The 15,595-nt window shown below is 61.9% G+C and carries 18 protein-coding genes; 16 read left to right on the forward strand and 2 right to left on the reverse strand.

Annotated features, from left to right (window positions below):
- Position 1: 1 nt before the first annotated feature.
- The 14 genes from M0D65_RS23375 (at position 2) to M0D65_RS23440 (ending at position 13,677) form a co-directional block, all read left to right on the forward strand.
- Positions 2-178: a Flp family type IVb pilin gene (locus tag M0D65_RS23375; RefSeq protein WP_266254773.1), complete on the forward strand. Its 177-nt coding sequence runs from the start codon at positions 2-4 to the stop codon at positions 176-178.
- Between the two features lie 126 nt (positions 179-304).
- On the forward strand, positions 305-805 hold the full coding sequence (locus M0D65_RS23380; RefSeq protein WP_266254774.1) for a prepilin peptidase: 501 nt from the start codon (positions 305-307) through the stop codon (positions 803-805).
- On the forward strand, positions 802-1,296 hold the full coding sequence (locus M0D65_RS23385; protein WP_266254775.1) for a TadE/TadG family type IV pilus assembly protein: 495 nt from the start codon (positions 802-804) through the stop codon (positions 1,294-1,296). The genes M0D65_RS23380 and M0D65_RS23385 overlap by 4 nt, the downstream gene beginning before the upstream one ends.
- 88 nt (positions 1,297-1,384) lie before the next feature.
- Entirely contained in the window at positions 1,385-2,302 is a 918-nt protein-coding gene (cpaB, locus tag M0D65_RS23390; protein ID WP_266254867.1) for a Flp pilus assembly protein CpaB, read from the forward strand.
- 39 nt (positions 2,303-2,341) lie between these two features.
- Complete coding sequence (locus M0D65_RS23395; protein ID WP_266254776.1) at positions 2,342-3,736, forward strand: type II and III secretion system protein family protein; 1,395 nt, start codon at positions 2,342-2,344, stop codon at positions 3,734-3,736.
- A 114-nt stretch (positions 3,737-3,850) separates the two neighbouring features.
- Positions 3,851-5,092 carry a fimbrial protein gene (locus tag M0D65_RS23400; protein WP_266254777.1) on the forward strand — a complete coding sequence of 414 codons (1,242 nt, stop codon included), beginning with the start codon at positions 3,851-3,853 and terminating at the stop codon, positions 5,090-5,092.
- 3 nt (positions 5,093-5,095) lie between these two features.
- Positions 5,096-6,466 carry a CpaF family protein gene (locus M0D65_RS23405; protein WP_266254778.1) on the forward strand — a complete coding sequence of 457 codons (1,371 nt, stop codon included), beginning with the start codon at positions 5,096-5,098 and terminating at the stop codon, positions 6,464-6,466.
- Positions 6,459-7,490: a type II secretion system F family protein gene (locus M0D65_RS23410; RefSeq protein WP_266254779.1), complete on the forward strand. Its 1,032-nt coding sequence runs from the start codon at positions 6,459-6,461 to the stop codon at positions 7,488-7,490. Before M0D65_RS23405 ends, M0D65_RS23410 begins: the two co-directional genes overlap by 8 nt.
- 2 nt (positions 7,491-7,492) lie before the next feature.
- On the forward strand, positions 7,493-8,473 hold the full coding sequence (locus M0D65_RS23415) for a type II secretion system F family protein (protein ID WP_266254780.1): 981 nt from the start codon (positions 7,493-7,495) through the stop codon (positions 8,471-8,473).
- Positions 8,474-8,484: 11 nt separating this feature from the next.
- Positions 8,485-9,330: a lipopolysaccharide assembly protein LapB gene (locus M0D65_RS23420; RefSeq protein ID WP_266254781.1), complete on the forward strand. Its 846-nt coding sequence runs from the start codon at positions 8,485-8,487 to the stop codon at positions 9,328-9,330.
- Between the two features lie 24 nt (positions 9,331-9,354).
- Positions 9,355-9,711, forward strand: a complete 357-nt coding sequence (locus M0D65_RS23425) for a DUF3613 domain-containing protein (RefSeq protein ID WP_266254782.1) — start codon at positions 9,355-9,357, stop codon at positions 9,709-9,711.
- A gap of 1 nt (position 9,712) precedes the next feature.
- Positions 9,713-11,491, forward strand: coding sequence for a TadG family pilus assembly protein (locus M0D65_RS23430; RefSeq protein WP_266254783.1), 1,779 nt, complete (start codon positions 9,713-9,715; stop codon positions 11,489-11,491).
- Positions 11,492-11,502: 11 nt separating this feature from the next.
- Positions 11,503-12,894, forward strand: a complete 1,392-nt coding sequence (locus M0D65_RS23435; protein ID WP_091016138.1) for a sigma 54-interacting transcriptional regulator — start codon at positions 11,503-11,505, stop codon at positions 12,892-12,894.
- 48 nt (positions 12,895-12,942) lie between these two features.
- Positions 12,943-13,677: a DUF2968 domain-containing protein gene (locus tag M0D65_RS23440; RefSeq protein ID WP_091016140.1), complete on the forward strand. Its 735-nt coding sequence runs from the start codon at positions 12,943-12,945 to the stop codon at positions 13,675-13,677.
- Between the two features lie 162 nt (positions 13,678-13,839).
- Here M0D65_RS23440 and M0D65_RS23445 read toward each other — a convergent pair whose 3' ends face one another.
- The gene (locus M0D65_RS23445) at positions 13,840-14,016 is read right to left on the reverse strand and encodes a hypothetical protein (RefSeq protein WP_266254784.1); all 177 of its coding nucleotides are present in this window, start codon (positions 14,014-14,016) and stop codon (positions 13,840-13,842) included.
- A gap of 281 nt (positions 14,017-14,297) precedes the next feature.
- On the opposite strand from M0D65_RS23445, the gene M0D65_RS23450 reads away from it, so the two are divergent.
- Positions 14,298-14,528, forward strand: a complete 231-nt coding sequence (locus tag M0D65_RS23450) for a hypothetical protein (protein ID WP_096718978.1) — start codon at positions 14,298-14,300, stop codon at positions 14,526-14,528.
- Positions 14,529-14,548: 20 nt separating this feature from the next.
- Here M0D65_RS23450 and hfq read toward each other — a convergent pair whose 3' ends face one another.
- Positions 14,549-15,037, reverse strand: a complete 489-nt coding sequence (gene hfq, locus M0D65_RS23455) for an RNA chaperone Hfq (protein ID WP_091016145.1) — start codon at positions 15,035-15,037, stop codon at positions 14,549-14,551.
- Positions 15,038-15,448: 411 nt separating this feature from the next.
- On the opposite strand from hfq, the gene M0D65_RS23460 reads away from it, so the two are divergent.
- Positions 15,449-15,589 (forward strand): hypothetical protein, encoded by a 141-nt coding sequence (locus tag M0D65_RS23460; protein WP_170275808.1) that lies wholly within the window; start codon positions 15,449-15,451, stop codon positions 15,587-15,589.
- Positions 15,590-15,595: the final 6 nt, after the last annotated feature.

Below are 15,595 nucleotides of genomic sequence, written 5' to 3' on the forward strand. Positions count from 1 at the left end.
AATGAAAAAGTTCACTAAGTTCCTGAGAGAAAACAAAGGGGTTACCGCGATCGAATACGGCTTGATTGCCGGGTTGATTGCTGTCGTCATCGTGGCGGCCACGGGTAGGGTTGGAGCCGCGCTCAACACGACCTTCGGTACTATCGCATCGGCGGTCGCCGGCGCTAGCGGCAGCTAACCGGGTGGACATGGCCCGGAGCGTGAGCCCAAGGGCTCGTGCTCCGGGAATACAGGCAATTTTTATCGGTTGATGTGTGAATCGCCTGCGCGATTCGCATGTCTTGTGCCGCCTGTCGAGTCCGGGATGAACGTGCCATTTAGCAGCCTTCTGTTCGTCGCGTGGACTGCGGCAATCGCGCTAAGCGACTGCCGCAGTCGACGTGTATCGAACGCGCTCGTCGGTGCCGGCCTGGTAGCCGCGTTTGCGAGCGCTTTCCTTCATCACAATCCATTTGGTATTACGCCCATGCAAGCCGCAATCGGCATGGCGATTGGTTTTGTCGCACTGCTGCCGTTCTATGCACTCGGGATGATGGGTGCAGCTGACGTTAAGGTATTTGCAGTGCTCGGCGCATGGTGCGGCATGCATGCGTTACTCGGCCTCTGGGTGGCGGCTAGCCTGATTGCAGGCGCGCATGCGGTCTGGTTGCTCATTGCAACACGTACGAGGCTTGCCTCGCTTGTGCGCAGCAAGGCGCTTACCTTTGAGCTCGTCGGCAAACGTTCTACGCCATTTGTTGCTTGCCTGGCTGTGCCGGCGATTGCCTGGCTTGGTCTGCAAGTGATCGCTGGAGGTGTGCGATGAGCTTGTCCGTGAAGCAATCGACAGTGCGTGATCTGTCACGGAGACACATCGTTTCGCGGCACGCACAGCGCGGAGCGACAGCTATCGAATTTGCATTGGTGTTCCCGCTGTTCTTCGCCATCTTTTACGCAATCGTCACGTTCAGCCTCATCTTTGTTGCTCAACAAAGCCTGACGCTTGCTAGCGAGGAGGGAGCGCGGGCGGCGCTGAATTATCAGGCGGCAAGTAGTTTGCCTTTGGCAGTCGCGGCTCGTGCGAGCAACGCGGCCTCCGTCGCAGCCAGTACGTTCCCCGCGATGATCAGCCGTGGCGCGAGCAGCGTTGCCGCGTCGGCGACTTGTGGCGCTTCGATGCAATGCATCACAGTGACGGTGACCTATAACTATGCGGCTTATCCACTCGTGCCGAAACTGCCGTTACTAGGTATGGTCGTGCCGAGTCAGCTATCCAGTAGCGCGACAGTACAACTCAACCCCGTGAGCATATTTTGATTGACGCGCTTGCATCTCAACCTTCGTCGTTACATCGTTCGCGTCGGCTGACTCGCCGGCCCGGCCCGACCATTTCATCGTGCGGACCATCATGCCGAAAATAACCCGGATCGTTGCAGGCGCATTGATCGTACTGGCACTGCTGCTCGGGGTGTTTGCCTGGATGCTGTCGCGTCGGCCGCCGCCCGCTCCGCCTGCCTCTATCGCGCAGACCAGTTTTCCGGTCGTCGTCGCTACGCATCTGCTGGCTGCCGGCAAGCCGATCACTGCAGATGCGCTGCGTATCCAGTCGCTGCCCATTAATCCCACCGGTGCGTTCTCCGATCCGTCATTGCTCGCGGGACGTATCCCGGCGTCCGACATTGGCCCGGATTCACCCGTGCTCGAATCGCAACTCTCGTCGGGCATGGCCGAACAGATCACGCCTGGCGAGCGTGCGCTCGCGGTGCGCGTCGACGAAGGCAATGCGGTGGGCAACCGCCTGCGTCCTGGGAATCTCGTCGACGTGTTCTTCACGCTCAGACGCGACGGTGCGAGCGGTGGCGCTGAAGTCGACACAACCCAGGCGCGCCTGCTGCTTTCGAAGGTGCGTGTGCTTGCGTTCGGCAACGCGACGGCGGGCAACGACAACGGCAGCGATCCAAACGGTATGGTGCGCACGGCCGTGCTTGCGATCCCGGTCTCCGAGGTCGACCGGGTGACGCTTGCTGAAACATCGGGCCGCCTGATCTTTGCGCTGCGTAATCCACGCGATGACGAGACCGTCGATCCGTCGGCGTTCCCGCCGCTACCGGAGGTAATCAAGACCGCGGCGCTTGCCAAGGGTGCATCCGCCAGCGATTCCACACGCGCGGCGGCCGGTATCGCACTCGATGCGTTGTCAGGTGTCGGCGGCGGTCGCGCGATCGCACCGGTGCGTGTGAGCGGTCCGGTCGCCAGGGTTCAACACAGCGGTGGCGGCATCGAGGTGATACGGGGTGGACGCACCGAGACGGTTGCCCAATAGCAGCTTCAGGGAGTGGCGTTCAAACGCCATCATAAAAATATGAAGAAACAGATTTCGGCCTGCCTTGCGACGTTGGTGCTCTGGAGTACTTCGCTCATCGTGTCTGCGACGAGCGAAGCCGCTGGCGTGCCGCAGACGCTTGACGTTACGGTGGGTTCGCAGCAGGTCGTCGCGGGCGGGCATACGTTGCGCCGCATTGCGATCGGCGATCCGACGGTCGCTGACGTGCTGATCGTAAAAGGTGACAAGACAGGTGGCGTGCTGTTGATCGGCAAGTCACCGGGTTCGACCAACCTGATGCTGTGGGAGCGCGGCACCGATGTGCCGCTTGCCTATACAGTCAACGTGACTGCGCCTGCGTCACGGACCTTGATCGGCCCGGATACACCGAACGTGAAAGTTCTGGGCGACACGGCGCTGATTTCCGGTTCGGCTACGTCGATGGAAGCGCACCATCGCGCTGTTGCCGCCGCAGAGATAGAAGCGGGCCAGCGCGCCTCGAAAGGCGGTGCTGGCGGAGGCGGTAAAGGTGGAGATGGCGCAGACGCCAGCGGGATTTACGATACATCCACGATAGGGACGCGCTCAGTCGTGCAGGTCGATGTACGCGTGGTCGAATTCAGCCGGTCGGTGCTAAAAGAGGTGGGGCTGAATATCCTGAAGCAGAACAACGGCTTTACGTTTGGTTCGTTTGCGCCGTCGTCGCTTACGTCGGCTACGTTGGGTCAGGCACCGCAGTTCACTTCCACCATGCCTATCTCGTCGGCCTTCAACCTGGTGTTCAACTCGGCGACGCGAGGTATTCAAGCCGATCTGAGCTTGATGGAAGCAAACAATCTGGCCCGCATCCTCGCGGAGCCCACGCTCGTGGCGTTGTCGGGACAAAGCGCAAGCTTCCTCGCGGGCGGCGAAATTCCCGTGCCCTCGCCGCAGGGTCTCGGTACGACGTCGATCGAATACAAACCTTATGGCGTTGGCCTGACGCTTACGCCTACCGTGCTCAGTCCGGATCGTATTGCGTTAAAGATTGCGCCGGAAGCCAGCGAACTTGATTTCACGAACGCTGTGACGATCAGCGGCGTATCGGTGCCGGCGCTCACGACGCGCCGCGCCGATACCACTGTCGAACTCGGCGATGGTGAGAGCTTCATGATCGGCGGCCTGATCGATCGCGAGACCGCGTCGAACGTCAACAAGGTGCCGGTGCTCGGTGACCTGCCGATCATCGGTGCGTTTTTCAAGCAGCTGACTTACCAACAGACGGACAAGGAACTCGTAATCATCGTGACGCCGCACCTGGTGTCGCCGATCGCGAAGGGCGCCGCGTTGCCGTCAACTCCAGGTGAACAGAGCGAGCAGCGTGATGCACCCGTGTGGCGGTCGTTTGTGGGCGGCGTGTTGTCTCCCGATGCCGCACCGGGATTTTCGAAATGAGGGTGAGTGCGATGGGGTACTTGACGATATGCAGGGCCGTGCCGGTTGTCGGCGCGGAAGCCGATGTGGTGGCGCCTTTCTTGTTCCAGTCAGCGCCGCCGGAGGATGTCCATCATGAACGCGAGAACGCATTCGTTGACTGAGCGAGCGATCACCGATTACTTCGTGTTTGCTTCGCTAGCGGACGAACACGTGCGCTGGCTCGCGGGTACGCTCGTCGCAGCGGGGGCCGTCGAGGCCGCAACGCTCGACCCTGCGCAACTCACGCAGCGGATTGCTACGCTGAACCCGTCGCTGGTTTTCATCGATTTTTCGGGCGGTCGCGCCGCGGCGGCCAGTGTGGCCGCGAGCGCCGTCCGCACGGCGCACCCCGGACTGCAGATTGTTGCGGTTGGTTCGCTGGCGGAACCCGAAAGCGCGCTGGCCGCATTGCGGGCCGGCGTGCGCGATTTCGTCGATCTATCCGCGCCCGCAGAGGACGCACTACGCATCACGCGCCAGGCGATCGACAATCTCGTCGAACCGGTCAGCCGTCACGGCCGCATCACGGTGTTGCTCGGCGCGCGTGTCGGCATGGGCGTAAGCACACTGGCTGCGAATCTTGCCGTGCTCGTGCAGCGGCGCGACGTGCCGCAGGGTAGACAGGCCGCACTTCTCGATCTCGGCTTGCCGCAAGGCGACGGCACGCTGCTGCTCAATACACGCAGTGAATTCAATTTCGTCGAGGCCGTACGCAATCTGCGCCGCTTCGATCAGACCTTCGTGCACACTGCGCTGTCGCGACACGCGAGCGGCCTTGCATTGACGACGCTGCCACCGAATCTCGCGGACATGCGTGAGGTGTCTTATTCCGCATCGGTTGGTTTGTTGAACCGTCTGCGCGCATTCTTCGATCAGCAGATCGTCGATCTCGGCGGTTTCACCAACAGCGAGTTCATCGCGAACGTCGTACGGGCAGCGGACGAAACCTGGCTCGTCTGCGATCAGGGTGTGGCATCGATCGTATCGGCAGCCTCGGTGCTCGACGGGCTGCGCGAGGAGTCCGTCGAGATGGATAACGTCCGCTTGATCGTCAACAAGTACGAGCCGAAGCTGAGCCTGACGGTCGAACAGATCGTACAGCGTCTCGATGTGCCGCTGCTTGCAACGTTGCCCGAGCGGCGCGTCGCACTCGGCCAGGCGGCGAACCAGGGGCAGTTGCTGGCCGATGCGGTGGCGCGTGATCCATATGTGCGTGCGCTCGATCCGCTCGTTGAACGGCTGGGCGGTGCGGCGCCGACTGCAGCGTCCTCGCGGGGCCGATCCGCGCTTGGCGCGCTCAGGCATTTAATTCCAACCTCACAGAAGCGGTCATAGACGATGGCAAAAGATATCGAATTTGCCGACGACGCACCTGCGTTCGCGCATAGCCAGCAGTTCCAGGACATCAAGAACGCTGCGCACGAGCATCTGCTTACGCGGATCGAAGAGCTCGGCGCAGAGTTCGGCCGCTGGTCGCGCAATGCAATCAACCAGTTCGTCGACCTGGAAATGGACAGCTTCGTACGGATGCGCCGCATCCCGATCAACGAGAGCGAAGTCAGGTTGATCGCCGAGGCGTTGACGAAGGAGCTTGCCGGTTTCGGCCCGATCGAAGATCTGCTGAGCGATCCGGCGGTCGAGGACATACTCATCAACGGCTATAACGACGTGTACGTGTCGCGCCACGGCATCCTGACGAAAGTCCAGGTGCGTTTCGCAGACAACGCGCACCTGCTGCGTATCGTGCGGCGCATTCTTGCGCCGATAGGGCGTCGGCTCGATGAGTCAAATCCGATGGTCGATGCGCGCCTGCCGGACGGGGGGCGTGTCAACGTCGTGATCGAACCGCTGTCGATCGACGGGCCGATCGTATCGATCCGCAAGTTCCGCAAGGACCCGTTGCGCCCCGACGATCTGCTCGGCAACGGCACTTACAACCCCGAGATTGGTGCACTGCTCGAGGCGGCCGTGCAGGCGCGCTGCAACGTGCTGGTGTCGGGTGGCACGAGTTCGGGTAAGACATCGCTGCTCAATGCGCTGGCGTTCCACATCCCTGAGATCGAGCGCGTGGTGACGATCGAGGATACAGCCGAGCTGTCACTGAACCATCCACACGTGGTGCGCCTCGAAAGCCGCCCGGGCGGTTTCGACGGCTCGGGTCTCGTGACGATTCGCGACCTGTTGCGCAACACGCTGCGGATGCGCCCGGACCGGATCATCGTCGGCGAAGTGCGCGGCGGCGAAGTGCTCGAAATGTTGCAGGCGATGAACACTGGCCATGACGGTTCGATGGGTACGGTGCACGCCAGTTCGCCGCGTGAATGCCTGTACCGGCTTGAAATGCTGGCCGGCTTCGCGGGCTTTCAGGGTACCGAATCAAGCTTGCGCCGGCAGATCGCGAATGCGATCGATTTCATCGTGCAGATCGGACGGCTGTCGAATGGCCGTCGGCGCATCCTGTCGATTACCGAAGTGACGGGCCTTTCCGACAACATCATCGCAACGCAGGAGTTGTACCACTACGAGCCTGTGACGACGGCAGAGGGCGAAGAGATAGACCAGTGGGTATCGCTAGGCATTCATCCGCACTCACCGAAGCTTGCTCGGTTCAGACAGGTGCTTGCGGGCACGCCAGCGGCTTCGGGTGGATTCGGCGGTGGTTTTGGCGGTAACAATGCGGGCGGATTCGGCGGGGGCTTCAATGTCTAGCGTTGCCGCACTTGTCTTCGCCGCGCTCGCGCTGCTGTGCGTGGCGGGGGCGTTGCTTGTGCTGCATCGCGGCGCGCAACACAAAGGACAGGTGAGCACTGAGCGTTTCATCGACAGCCGCCTGGCGGCGACCCAGACCGGTGGTCCCGGTCTCGTACGCGGTGCAACGGTCGTGTCGGCCGCATCAGGATCAACTCGCATCGCGAGCGTACATGGTCCGGTAGAGCCACAGCCGCCGGCCTCCGGTTCGTCGTGGCAGGTAAAGTGGCAATACTTAGGGGCTCGAGTCTCGTTCGTCTTCGCGACGACAATGAGCCGTGCGGGCATTTCGGACGCGCGTATTCCGGCGCTGATCGCCGTTGCGATCAGCGTCTCGCTGTGTCTGTGGGCTGCGCATGAGGGCGGGGCGCTCGCCGCCGTCGCGATGCTGACCAGCTGCGTCTTCGTGCTTTACTTCCTGATTTCCTGGCGTTCGCACAAACGCAGGCAACTGATCGTGCGGCAATTGCCGTCTTTTCTCGACGGCATCGTGCGGCTGATCGTGCTTGGTAATAGTGTGCCGGCCGCATTCCAGGCCTCGTTGCAGACAACCGATGCACCGCTGCGCGAATGTCTCGACCATGTATCGCGAATGCTGCGTACCGGCGTCGAGATTGACCGGGCGCTGTATCACGTGTCCAGGATCTATCGCGCGAGCGAACTCGAGCTGGTCGGTGCGGTGCTCCGTCTGTCGGTCAAATACGGTGGCCGTGCGGATGTGATGCTTGACCGCATGGCGTCGTTCATGCGCGATCTCGAACAGGCCGAGCGCGAGCTGACCGCGATGACTGCAGAAACGAAACTCTCGTCGTTCGTGCTGGCGCTACTGCCGGTTGGCATCGGCAGCTTCCTAATCCTGAACAATCCCGCCTACTTCGGTGCGATGTGGTACGACCCGACGGGCCGCAATCTCGTCTATCTCGCGTTCGGCCTGCAATTGCTGGGCGCGTGGCTGCTATACCGGCTCGCCCGATTGAGAAAATGACCATGGACCCGCTTCGTCTCGCTGCCCTCGCGCTTGCGCTCCTGTCTGCTGCCCTGTTGATCGTGGCGGGCATCGTAATCGTGCGCATTGCTGCGGAGCGGCGCAGTGCGCGCACGCTCGCGCAGGCGTTCGACCGGCGCGCCGCCCAGGCGGCGGCGAATGGCGGCACGGCCGTATCCGGTGGGCAGAAGACTGCCAGAGCGACGGGCTTCCGGGGGACGCTAGAGCATCTCGCGAATGCGGGCATTCGCTGGCTCGACACACCGTTCGGACGGCAGATCGTCGCCGAGGAAGACCGGCGCCTGCTCGAGCAATGCGGCTTCGTCGACACGCGTACGCGCGGGCTGTTCCTGATGTCGCGCATTGCCGGAGCGATTGCGTTGCCCACGCTGGTAGGGTTGCTCGCGGGAGCGTACGTCGAAGGGCCGCGTTACATGATTTATCTGGCCGTTGCGCTGGCTGTCGGGTTCATGCTGCCGAAGTTGTTGCTGCGGCGGCGTGCAGCAGCGCGGCGTCGCACGGTCGTTGAAGAGCTGCCGATGCTCGTCGATTTGCTGCGCCTGCTACAGGGTGTCGGGTTGTCTCTCGATCAGAGTCTGCAGGTGATGGTCAACGATTTCCGCGGTGTATTGCCGGTGCTCTCCAGTGAACTCGAAATCGCGCAGCGGCAGTTCTCAACGGGCCGCACACGCGAACAGTCGTTCAGCCGGCTTGCATCGAGTTACGGCAATGAGGATTTGCGTGCCATCGTACGTTTGCTGATTCAGGTGGACCGGCACGGCGGCGCAGTGCAGGAACCGCTCAAGCAGTTTGGCGACCGGTTGCGCGAATCGCGTCGCGCGATGCTGCGCGAGCAGGTCGGTCGCCTCACGGTGAAAATGACGGGCGTGATGATCCTCACGCTGTTGCCTGCCCTGCTGATCGTGACAGCGGGTCCGGGTGTGCTGGCGGTCACGCATTCGTTGGCGTCGACAAGTCGGTGAGGAGGGGAGACATGGCTTTCGATTTCACGGCGGGTCGCGTTGTGTGGCTGGCAAGCCGTTCGGGTATAGCGGTTGCGTTCGCGCTGCTGGGCGCGTGCGGGTCGCAGTTGTCGGGCTATGGTGTCGGTCCACAGGCTGAGCGCCAGGCAATGATGCAGCAGGCCAACAAGCCGGCGGCGCCGGACACGCCCGGCATGTACCTTGGCCTGATCGACCGGATGCAGCAGCAGGGTCTGTACTTTGCGTCACTTGCGCATATCGATGCGTACGAGAAGCAGTATGGCGTTTCGCCCGACACGATCGCGCTGCGCGCAGATGCGTTACGTATGACCGATCAGCCGGTTGCGGGCGCGGCCGCATATACGCAGTTGCTGCAGACGCCGCTGGCGGCACGCGGTCACCGTGGTTTGGGATTGATTGCCGGGTCATCCGGCGATTTTCCGCAAGCTGTGCAGCAGTTGCAGCAGGCCGCGCAACTCGTGCCGACCGATGCGGCGACGCTGTCCGATCTCGGGTATGCGCAGTTGCGCGCAGGCGACGTGAATGGCGCCCGCGTGCCGTTGATGAAGGCCGTGCAGCTCGATCAGGACAATCACCGGATCATGAGCAATGTCGTGCTGTATCTGCTTGCCGATGGGCAGGCAACACAGGCACAGGCACTGATGAACCAGCAGAAGATGGCGCCGGATGTACGCGCGGCGATTCGTGCCGATGCGACGAAAGTGGTTGCTGCAAAGCGGGTGAAAGAGCTCGACGTGCCGCTGCCGCAAGGCGTACGCACGACTGGGCCGGTTGCGAGCGTGCCGTCGCATGGCGCCGAGACAGCACCGAGATTGCTGCAATGGTTCACGCAGTGATGGACAGAGGGAACAGGGGGTGACATGAAAAATAGCAACATGACTCGATACGCGCGTGTGTTTGCGTTAAGTGTGCTGACTGCGGTATCCGTGGGCACGACAATGCAGACGACGTACGCACAGGATGTCCCTGCGGCGCCTGCGCCTGTAGTACGGAACAGCGAGGTCGGACACGCGGCCAAGGCGTGGATCGAACTACAAAGTAGCAATGCGGCAGCTGCTCCTGCCCGGCCGATGCTCGGCGAGGAAGCGGGACTGGCCTACCGACGGTACATGGAATCATTCAAGTCGAAGATTCCCGACTTGTACGGGTCGGCGCTCAATCAGGGTGGTGGAGGCGGTGGCGGTAGCGGCTCTGGCAGTCAGCAACCGTCGAATTGACATGGCTACCTGCAAGCAACCACAACGCACACGCAACGCGATGCTGAATCGGCAACGGGGCGCCGTGGCCGTTGTGGCAGCGATCTGGGTTGGCGTCGCGATCGCAGCGCTCGGAGCCATCGACGTCGGTAACACTTTTTACGCGCGCCGGGCTTTGCAGCGCACGGCCGATCTTGCGGCTACCGCTGCGGCAGAGACGATCGGCAGTTCGGGTGGCTGTGCGGCGGCGGGGGCGTCGGCACTGGCGAACGCGCAGGCCAACGGCTTCACCGTGGATGGACCCGCTAATCCGACTAAAACACTTACGACCAACTGCGGGCGCTGGGATAGCACTGCAACGCCTTACTTCGGGACTACCGGCAATCCGCTCAACGCGGCACAAGTTCTGGTGACGCAGCAGGTACCTTATTTCTTTCTCGGACCTAAACGAACGATAAGCGCCACGGCAACGGCGCGAGCGACCAATATCGATGCGTTTTCGCTCGGCACCGGCATTGCCACGATCAACACGCAGCAATCGGCGTTGCTGAACGCAATCCTTGGCGGTTTGTTGGGTACGAAGGTCTCGCTCAGCGTGGGCGACACGCAAAGTCTCGCGGCCGCGCAAATCTCACTCCAGAACCTGATGGTGGCGCTGAACGCCTCGACAATGCAGGGGCTGCTCGCCACGACGGTCACTTATCAGGACTTCGTGGCGGCGATGGTCAAGGCTTTGACGGTGGGCGGCGATACGATCGACGCAACGCTTCTTGGCGCGCTTGGGGTTGCCATCCCCGGCGGACAGAACATTGCCATCGGTGATGGCGGCACATCGGCGCCTGGTCTACTCGCACTCGGGCTCGCCAATGCGAGTTCCGCCGCGACTGCAACCGTCAATGTGCTCGACGCCTTGATGGTCGCCGCGCAAATTGCGCAGACTGGCCCGAATGGCACACCGGGCCCCGTGATCAACGTGTCGGCAGGTCTTGCTGGTGTGGCAGGCGTTTCTCTGCAGGTCATCCATCCGCCAGTGCTGGCGGTGGGCGAGGGCGGCACTTACAAACTCAACGGTGTCGCCACGCCACGTACGCAGGCCCGAACCGCCGTGGTCAACGCCAACGTGACCTTGTTGCCGGTGTTATTTTCCAAGACGCCATTGACGTTGGGGCTAGGGTCGTTGCTATCTGTGTCGATCTCCGCCCTCAGTACACCGCTCGTACTGTCGTTGACTGCCGCGCAGGGGACGGCGACCTTGATGTCGGTCGATTGCGAAAACACCAAGGCGAAGACCAATGCCGTGATCAATGTTACGCCTAGCATTGCGACCGTCTGCCTGAGCGGGAATTCGACTTGTACCGGGCAGATCAACGTGGCGTCCATTTCAACGGTGATACTGGGCATCAGCACAGTCATTGCCAGCGTTGCGCTAAACCCTATTAATCTGACTATCGGACCCGGCACGACGCCGCTAACCTTCACCGGTGCGTCCGGCAGCTTCGACTCGATTCAGAGCGCCAATTCCAACGCGGTGGGCACCGATGGCTCGGTGCTCACTACGCAACTGCTCGCGCAGTTGCCTAACGCATTGCAGGTTGTTCTGCTCGGATCTACCGATCTGTCGTCGCTTCTGTCGGCGATTCTTTCTGGCGTCGCAGGTCTTTTGGGACCTGTGCTCCAACCGGTTTTCGGTTTGCTCGACACCGTCCTCGTCCCGACGTTGTCGTTACTCGGTATTCAGATCGGCACCGCCACGGTTCACAATATGTCGCTGATGTGCGGCGTCCCGCAGCTGGTCAACTAGCAACCATTTCGATGAGAACCTCCACCAAACTCGAAGAACTCGACCTCTACGTCTGGGAAGGCAAGGCCGACATCGTCGACCGGGTCGCGCGCTGCATGGCGAGTTTCGACGTCGAGGTGATCCGCGCCGACGACATAGCGATCTCGCCTGAAAGAACCGCGGTACGTCCGTCGCTAGCGATCATCAGCGTCTCTGTGATCGACAGCGGTGCGTTGATCCTGCGCGACTGGCAAGCAGCCCACGGCATGCCGGTCGTGTGGGTCGGCGCCGCACCACGCGATCACGATCCGTCGATGTACCCCTCGGAGTACTCGCACGTACTACCACTAGATTTCACCTGCGCCGAACTGCGCGGCATGATCTCGAAGCTCGTCCTGCAGTTGCGCGCACACAGCGCGCAGACGCTGGAGTCGAGCGCGCTAGTGGCGAACTCGGAATGCATGCAGGCGCTACTGCACGAAGTCGACACCTTCGCCGACTGCGATACGAGCGTGCTGGTCCACGGCGAAACCGGCGTAGGCAAGGAACGCATCGCACAGTTACTGCACGAAAAGCATTCACGCTACGGGCTAGGCCCATTCGTCGCGGTGAACTGCGGCGCAATCCCCGACGGCCTCTTCGAATCGCTATTCTTCGGCCACTCGAAGGGTTCGTTCACAGGCGCGGTCGTCGCCCACAAAGGTTATTTCGAACAGGCAGACGGCGGCACGCTGTTCCTCGACGAAATCGGCGATCTCCCTCTCTATCAGCAGGTAAAACTGCTGCGCGTACTCGAAGACAGCGCGGTAACGCGTATCGGCTCGGCCGCACCTGTAAAGCTCGATTTCCGGCTCGTAGCAGCAACCAATCGACATCTCCCGCAACTCGTCAAGGACGGCACCTTCCGCGCCGACCTGTACTACCGGCTCGCAGTGATCGAGCTGAAAATTCCCTCGCTGGAAGAGCGGGGCGCCGTCGACAAGATCGCGATCTTCAAGGCCTTCATCGCATCGGTGGTCGGTGTCGAGCGGCTTGCTGAACTGCCCGACATTCCGTACTGGCTCGCCGACGCAGTCGCCGATACCTACTTCCCCGGCAATGTGCGCGAATTGCGCAATCTCGCCGAGCGTATCGGCGTCACGGTCCGGCAGATCGGTGCATGGGATGCGGCACGGCTGCAACGGCTACTCGCGCTCGCGCGCAGCACGCAACCGGTGCCCGCCGAAATCGCCGCGGAAGTACTCGTCGATCGCAGTAAATGGGACATGGCGGAGCGCAACCGCGTGATCGCCGCGCTCGATGCGAACGGCTGGCGCCGGCAGGATACAGCGCAGCATCTCGGTATCAGCCGCAAGGTGCTCTGGGAGAAAATGCGTAAGTACCAAATTTTTGACGAAGAGCCCGAAACTCGCGAAAGTGAGTAATAATGCGTCGGCTGTAATAAAACAAAGACTGTTTTCAGCAGGAATCACATGGACCATAAGTCGACACTTCGACACCTCGCGTTGGCCGCGTTCGTGGCGCTGGCCGGCGTGCAAAGCATAGGGGCCCAGACCCTTCCCGACGGCGCATCCAACGCCGCCGCGGTCGTTTCCCAGCCGTCCGTCAACACGGCGTTGCCGTCCACTGCGCCGCTGCAATCGGGCGCTACGGCAGCGCAAGCGTCGCCCGCGCTGACACCCGCCGAAGCGCAGGAATCCGCCGCCGGCAACGTCGCCGAGTTGCAGCAGATGATCCGCGGTTCGGATCTCAGCGAACTCCGCACGACCTACAACGGGACCTATGGGGCGAGCCTGCTGTTCTACGGCAAGGAAATGACGTATTACGTCGCGCTGTTCCAGCAGAAAAATTTCTGGCGCGTTATCAAGACCTCGGATGAGACCCGCGCCGAAATGATCTACAAGGACTTCGTCCGTCAAACCTTGCAATTGTCTGACGTCGAACTTCGCCGCACCCGGCTCGAAGCGCAGAAAGCGTTCACCGAGCGCATGATCGCGCTGTCGCAAGACCGCGCTAGCCGGCTGCAGTCGGATCTCAACGTGGCGCGTCAGCAGCAATCGATCGTTTCCGATCAGCAGCGTGCCAATCAGGCGCAGGCCGTCGCGCTGGCGCAGCAACGGGCGAGTGCGCAGGAGCAACTGCGGGCAGCCCAGCGTCAGGTGCGCGAGCTGCAGCGTCAACTGGAAAACGGCTTGCCGACGAACTGATCGCTTCGTCGGAACAGCGGACCTAACGCCGCTGACAGCACGGATCCAACCCGCATGAACCAGACCCCGCCCGGTGCGCCGCGCGGGGTTTTGTTTTTCAGGGGTTCTGCACGCGTCCGTGCAGAGACTGGCGACAAGCGGATAGAAAGCGGGATGGCCCGCTCAAGACGATTTGTGCGGCTTCGGATCCGGCCGCTGATCGGGCCGGTTCGTACGACGCGGTTCAGTCGGATCGACTGCGATCGGATCGCTGGCCGGGAAGGTTTCGTCAAGAGCCTCATCGAGTCGCTCATCTGCGCTTTCGGCAGGGCTGGGCGCATTGGGGCGGGAGGTCGCCATGGCGTGCTCCGTTTGAAAATGCCAGCGCTCAGGATAGCGCAGGTCAACCTGGCGCATACGGCTGCCCGCTAGCAAGGCAGCGTGCGGATCACGATTTCGCACGGTCGTATTGCATCGACGGCGGTAAGCGTTTTCTTAACGAATTCGCGTGCCACCACGCCGTGCCACAGGATGCCACGGATATCCTAAAAATCAATCCGCATAATTTCGTCTTTCGAGTGTCGCGGCGATGGCGGTATGGGCCGGCCATCGCGTCAGCACACAAACGGGACGGCACACTCATGGAGACGAAGAGGCCAGGGCAGGCGCGACGCGTGCATGCGTTGCACGTAGTGGAGGCGGAGCTGGAACATCTGGAGTGGGCCACGCGCCAACCGATGATCCGCGCGCTGAACGCCAGCTACTGGCGCCGGCGTCTACTTGCCGTGCAATGTGGTTTCGCGCTGACGCACCAGCAGGACTTGCGGATCGAGCGGATTTTGCAGCGGCTGGGTAGCGAGACGGCGGAATAGCGGCCGTCTCGCGTTACAGGCTATTCGGTGGCGCCGCCGTTGCCGCTGTTGCCATTACCGTTGCCGTTATTGCCGTCACCACCGCTCGTGCCGAACAGCCTGCGGCGCCGGGTGACGACAACTGGCGTGTCAGACGTGCTCCGTTCGGAGCGCTCGGCCGGCGAATGGGAGCCATACGATTCACGCGGTTCCCGATGTTCTCTCGGTTCGCCACGCGGTTCGCGGGGTTCGCGCGAGCCGTGTGGGCCCCGCGTGGTGTGCTCGCCGTGCGACGGGCGCGGGGTACGAGGGCCCGGCCGCGTGCCGGTATCGAGCTGGATCGTCGAGATGGCGCGCTTATAAATGCCTTGCAGCCCCACGGGCGTGCGCAGCATCACCAGATACTGATCGAACGACTCGATACACCCGGTCAGGCGAATGCCGTTGACGAGGTAAATCTCCACGCGCTTTCGTTCTTTGCGCGCTGCGTTCATAAAGTCGTTTTGCGGATGCGATTCTGCGGAAGGCATGGATAAGTCAGGTTGGAGAAACGGTTGTTCGCCGCGATTCTACCCCTTGTGGGCGTAGTGCGCGCCTGGCGGCAAACTTTCGACCACTATAACGGCTTGTCGGCGCGGAAGCATCTCCAAAATTCCTTATGTAACGTTGAGTTACCAATCTCATGATGGTCTGGCCGTTGCGCATGAATCGGGCGTGACAGCCGGGTGACCGGCGAATTTCCGGCGCGGCGCGTGCCGGATCGACGGAAAGCGCGCAAAGTGCGGAATAAAGTCGCGTCCGCGTCCGTTAAGTCCACAGGGTAGCGCAGGGCAACGTCGCGGCAGCGCCGCGCAGGGCGTTGCGCATACTGCCTGCGACCTGACCAGGAGGGTGCCGGACGATCCGCGTACGGCGCCGCTCCCTTAAATCCGGAGACGAACATGAAAACCCAGAGGATGTTGTCGGCTGTATTCGTAATCCTGGCGCTTGCGCTGGCGTCGCTGGCAACGAGTGGATGTAGCGATATGGGGTCGTCGGGCGGTAGCAGCTCGAGCAGCAGCGGTGGAACGGGCGGCTACTGAGCGCAA

This window comes from Paraburkholderia sp. CHISQ3 (assembly GCF_030464945.1).
Classification (GTDB): domain Bacteria; phylum Pseudomonadota; class Gammaproteobacteria; order Burkholderiales; family Burkholderiaceae; genus Paraburkholderia; species Paraburkholderia megapolitana.